General features: G+C 70.5%; 5 protein-coding genes. 2 read left to right on the top strand and 3 right to left on the bottom strand.

The genetic code is table 11. From position 1 onward, the window contains the following. Positions 1–506 (bottom strand): MarR family winged helix-turn-helix transcriptional regulator (locus tag AOK01_RS35770; RefSeq protein ID WP_079104029.1); only part of this gene is annotated, 506 nt, incomplete at its 3' end. 95 nt (positions 507–601) lie between these two features. Here AOK01_RS35770 and AOK01_RS35765 point away from each other — a divergent pair. Together AOK01_RS35765 and mltG are read left to right on the top strand one after the other, a co-directional pair. Continuing rightward, the gene (locus AOK01_RS35765) at positions 602–2,401 is read left to right on the top strand and encodes an ABC transporter ATP-binding protein (protein ID WP_055519097.1); all 1,800 of its coding nucleotides are present in this window, start codon (positions 602–604) and stop codon (positions 2,399–2,401) included. Positions 2,402–2,444: 43 nt separating this feature from the next. Next, positions 2,445–3,308, top strand: coding sequence for an endolytic transglycosylase MltG (gene mltG, locus AOK01_RS35760; RefSeq protein ID WP_055519095.1), 864 nt, complete (start codon positions 2,445–2,447; stop codon positions 3,306–3,308). 73 nt (positions 3,309–3,381) lie between these two features. Here mltG and AOK01_RS35755 read toward each other — a convergent pair whose 3' ends face one another. Together AOK01_RS35755 and AOK01_RS35750 are read right to left on the bottom strand one after the other, a co-directional pair. After that, positions 3,382–4,494 carry an NAD(P)-binding domain-containing protein gene (locus tag AOK01_RS35755; RefSeq protein WP_055519093.1) on the bottom strand — a complete coding sequence of 371 codons (1,113 nt, stop codon included), beginning with the start codon at positions 4,492–4,494 and terminating at the stop codon, positions 3,382–3,384. A 94-nt stretch (positions 4,495–4,588) separates the two neighbouring features. Next, positions 4,589–5,182 (bottom strand): ABC transporter ATP-binding protein (locus AOK01_RS35750; protein WP_055519091.1); only part of this gene is annotated, 594 nt, incomplete at its 5' end.

Below are 5,182 nucleotides of genomic sequence, written 5' to 3'. Positions count from 1 at the left end.
GTCCCCGCCCCGCCGTTCACGGTCCCCGCCCTGTCGGCTGCCGCCCTCATGTCGTCGGCCGGTGCCCCCATCCCGTCGACCAGCGTGTTCAGCAGGGCGCCGAGCAGAGCGCGCTGTTCGGCCGTGAGGGGGGTGAGGATGTCCTCCGCGGCGGCCCGGCGTGCGCCGCGCAGTTCCCGCAGGGCCTGGCGTCCGTCGTCCGTGAGCTCGATGCGGATGACCCGCCGGTTGGTCGGGTCCGGTACGCGCCGTACCTTGCCGCTCGCCTCCAGGCCGTCGACCAGTGTGGTCACGGCCCGGGGCACCACCTCAAGACGCTCGGCGAGGTCGGCCATGCGTGGCGGTGAGCCGTAGTGCGCGAGGGTGCGCAGCAGCCTGGACTGCGCCGGTGTGATGCCGAGCCCCCGCGTCTCCAGGTGGTGCTTCTGGATGCGGTGCACACGGCGGGTCAGCCGCAGCAACTGCTCGGCGAGCAGGCCGTTGCTGTCGGCGTCGGGGGTGTCCATGACGGGAACAATATCAGGACCTAGTTCATTGTGAGTATAGGTAACAATGAGCTATGCTCCATCAGTCCTCTTCCTCTCACATCCCGTAGGAGCCCATGCCCCGCGACGACATCAACTGGACACCGCCACCCGTCGAGGCAGGACAGCCCCGGCAGGTGCGCCGCATCCTCACGCTCTTCCGTCCCTACCGCGGGCGACTGGCCGTCGTCGGCCTGCTCGTCGGCGCCGCGTCCCTGGTCTCGGTCGCCACGCCCTTCCTGCTCAAGGAGATCCTGGACACCGCCATCCCGCAGGGCCGCACCGGCCTGCTGAGCCTGCTCGCGCTGGGCATGATCCTCAGCGCCGTCCTCGGCGGCGTCTTCGGTGTCCTGCAGACCCTGATCTCCACCACGGTCGGCCAGCGCGTCATGCACGACCTGCGCACCGCCGTCTACGACCGGCTGCAGCGCATGTCGCTCGCCTTCTTCACCAGGACACGTACCGGTGAGGTCCAGTCGCGCATCGCGAACGACATCGGAGGGATGCAGGCGACGGTCACCTCGACCGCCACCTCGCTGGTCTCCAACCTCACCAGCGTCGTCGCCACGATCGTCGCGATGATCGCCCTCGACTGGCGGCTGACCGTCGTCTCGCTGCTCCTGCTCCCGGTGTTCGTGTGGATCAGCCGCCGGGTCGGCAACGAGCGCAAGAAGATCACCACCCAGCGCCAGAAGCAGATGGCGGTCATGGCCGCCACGATCACCGAGTCGCTCTCCGTGAGCGGCATCCTGCTCGGCCGCACGATGGGCCGCTCCGACTCCCTCACCCGTTCCTTCGCCGAGGAGTCCGAGAGCCTCGTCGACCTGGAGGTCCGGTCGAACATGGCGGGGCGCTGGCGGATGGCCGTCATCGGCATCGTCATGGCCGCCATGCCGGCCGTCATCTACTGGGCCGCGGGCATGGCGCTCCAGTTCGGCGGGGCCTCGGTCTCCATCGGCACCCTGGTCGCGTTCGTCTCGCTCCAGCAGGGACTGTTCCGGCCGGCCGTCAGCCTGCTGTCCACCGGCGTCCAGATCCAGGCCTCGCTCGCGCTGTTCCAGCGCATCTTCGAGTACCTCGACCTGCCCATCGACATCACCGAGCCCGAGCACCCGGTCCACCTCGACCAGGTCAAGGGCGAAGTGCGCTTCGAGAACGTCGAGTTCCGCTACGACGACAAGAGCGGCCCGATCCTCCAGGGCATCGACATCACCGTGCCCGCCGGCAGCAGCCTCGCCGTCGTCGGCAGGACCGGCGCCGGAAAGTCCACCCTCAGCCATCTCGTGCCGCGCCTGTACGACGTCACGGGCGGCCGGGTCACCCTCGACGGGGTCGACGTGCGCGACTTGGACTTCGACACCCTCGCGCGAGGAATCGGCGTCGTCTCCCAGGAGACGTACCTCTTCCACGCCACGGTGGCCGACAACCTGCGGTTCGCCAAGCCGGACGCCACCGACGACGAACTGCGCGCCGCCGCGAGGGCCGCGCAGATCCACGATCACATCGCGTCCCTGCCCGACGGCTACGACACGGTGGTGGGGGAGCGCGGGCACCGGTTCTCCGGCGGGGAGAAGCAGCGCCTGGCCATCGCCCGCACGATCCTGAGGGATCCGCCGGTCCTGATCCTCGACGAGGCGACCAGCGCCCTGGACACCCGCACCGAGCGCGCCGTCCAGGAGGCCATCGACGCCCTGTCGGCCAACCGGACGACGCTCACCATCGCGCACCGGCTGTCCACCGTTCGGGGCGCCGACCAGATCGTGGTCCTCGACAGCGGGCGACCGGCCGAACGCGGCACGCACGAGGAGCTGTTGGCGCGAGACGGGCGCTACGCCGCCCTGGTCCGCAGGGACGCCCAACTGGAGCCAACAAGATGAAGATATGTCGAGTTTATGTCGATATGCGGGTTACCGTGCCCGCATGGAGACCTACACTTCGTCGACCTCGCCCACTCCGCCGACTCCACCGCGGAGATCGATCCGACTGACCCGCCGGGGCCGGACCGCCCTCATCGCGACCGGCGCCGTCGTGGCGGCCACCGCCGTGGCGGTGCCGCTGCTGAGCACGGACGCCAAGAAGGAACCCCAGGCCCTGGTCATCCCGGAGGGCTGGCGCTCCGGCCAGGTGTACGAGGCCATGGACAAGGCCCTCGCCCTGCCCGCGGGCTCCAGCAGGAAGTCCCTGGAAAAGGCGCGTCTCAAGCTGCCGAACGACGCGAGCGGCAACCCCGAGGGCTATCTCTTCCCGGCGACCTATCCCATCGACAAGAAGTCGACCCCGTTGTCCCTGCTCTCCTACATGGTCGACACGGCGAACAAGAAGTTCGGCGGCGGAACCGTCACGGCCGGGGCCGAGCGCAACGCGATGAACGTCTATCAGACCGTCACCGTCGCGAGCATCGTCCAGGCGGAGGCGGCCACCAAGGCGGACATGGGCAAGGTGGCCCGGGTGATCTACAACCGGCTCGACCGGGGCATGCCGCTGCAGATGGACTCGACCATCAACTACGCGCTGAACCGCAGCACGCTCCGCACCAGCCGGAACGACACGCAGCTGGAGAGCCCGTACAACACGTACGCGCGGATGGGGCTGCCGCCGACACCGATCGCGAACCCGGGCGAGGAAGCCATGCGTGCCGCGGTCACGCCGACCCAGGGCGACTGGCTGTACTTCGTCACCGTCAAGCGGGGCGACACCCGCTTCACCGCCGACTACGACGAGCACAAGAAGAACGTCGCCGAGTTCGACCACGCCCACAAGACGGCCTCGGCGTCGTCGGGCTGAGCCGGTCCGCGGTCATGGTGTGGCATGTGTGCATGGGCGGTAGTACGTGCAGGCACCTCTCGAATCACGCCCGTCAGCCGGCGGCCTCCAGCGCGACGGGCACTTCCCGCGGAGTGTCCGCCAGCAGCCGCCTGATGTCCCGTACCGCCGCCCGTCCGGCGCGGTTGGCGCCGATGGTGCTGGCCGAGGGCCCGTACCCGACCAGGTGGATCCGCGGATCGGCGACCGCCCGGGTCCCTTCGACACGGATGCCTCCGCCGGGCTCGCGCAGTCGCAGCGGGGCCAGATGGTCGACCGCCGGGCGGAAACCGGTCGCCCACAGAATGACGTCCGCGGCCACGTGGCGCCCGTCGTCCCACTCCACGCCGTCCGGAGTGATCCGGTCGAACATCGGCAGCCGGTCCAGGACCCCGTCCGCGAGGCCCTGCCGGATCGCGTCGTTGAGCGGCAGCCCGGTCACCGACACCACACTCTTCGGCGGCAGCCCCTGGCGGACCCGCTCCTCCACGAGGGCGACAGCCTCCCGGCCCAGGTCCTCGGTGAACGGCCCCTCCCGGAAGACCGGCGGCCGGCGTGTCACCCAGGTGGTGCCGGCCGCGTACGGCGTGATCTCCAGCAGATGCTGCGTACCGGACGCTCCGCCGCCCACCACGACGACACGTTGACCGGCGAAAGCCTGCGGGCCGGGATAGCGGGCGGTGTGCAGCTGCCGCCCGCGGAAGGTGTCCTGACCGGGGTAGCGCGGCCAGAACGGCCGGTCCCAGGTGCCCGTCGCGTTGATCAGCGCCCGCGTCGACCACGTACCGTCCGACGTCTCTACGAGCAGTCGGCCCGCGTCGCCCTCGCGCACGGCCTTCACGTCGACCGGCCGACGTACTCGCAGGTCGAAGGCGCGCTCATAGGCGTCGAAGTACTCGGCGACGACCTCGGACGACGGCCGCTTCGGATCGGCGTCCGTCAGCTCCATGCCCGGCAGCGCGTGCATGCCGTGCACCTTGCCGTACGTGAGGGACGGCCACCGGAACTGCCAGGCGCCGCCCGGCCGCGGTGCGTGGTCCAGGACCACGAAGTCCCGCTCCGGCTCGAAACCGGTGCGCCGCAGGTGGTAGGCGCTGGACAGCCCCGCCTGGCCGGCGCCCGTGACGACGACATCGACTTCCCGTACCTGCGCTCCGGTGTTGTTCACGCTTCTACCAACTCTGTCGGCGACGCGGATCTTCCCGGTTCCCGGCAGCGCCGTGCGTGGGCGTGCAGGTCCGCGAGGGCGCCGCCGGGGTGGTTCAGGCGGCCTCGGCGGTGGCCGTGTCGGAGCCCAGGCGTGCCAGTAGTTCGGCGCGGAGTTCGGTGAGCCGCGGGTCGGTGATGTCGCGCGGGCGGTCCGGCTCGACCGTGGTCTCGTACGCGATGGCCCCCTCCTCCATCACGAGGACGCGGTCGGCGAGCAGCACCGCCTCCGCCACGTCGTGCGTGACCAGGACGACGGCGCAGCCGCGGCGCTGCCACAGCTCACCGAGGAGCCGCCGTGCCTCGGCCCGGGTCGGTGCGTCCAGGGTGCCGAACGGCTCGTCGAGCAGCAGGAGATCGGGGTCGCGCACCAGGGCACGGGCCAGCGAGGCACGTTGGGCCTCACCCTCGGAGAGCGCCCTGGACCGGGAGCCGGCGCGGTGGGTGAGACCGACCTCTGCCAACACCCGTTCGGCGACGGCGCGTTCGGGCTTGCCGGGCAACCCGAGCAGGACGTTGCGCCACACCTTCTGCCAGGGCGTCGGACGAGTCGCCTGGAAGGCGAAGGCCTTGCGGCGCGGGACGAGCACCGTGCCCGTGATGTCACGGTCGAGCCCGGCGAGGATGTGCAGCAGCGTGGACTTGCCGCA

This window comes from Streptomyces aurantiacus (genome assembly GCF_001418335.1).
GTDB classification, from domain to species: domain Bacteria; phylum Actinomycetota; class Actinomycetes; order Streptomycetales; family Streptomycetaceae; genus Streptomyces; species Streptomyces aurantiacus.
The sequence above is the reverse complement of the archived record's forward strand: the minus strand, read 5'-3'. Positions and strand labels throughout refer to the sequence as shown.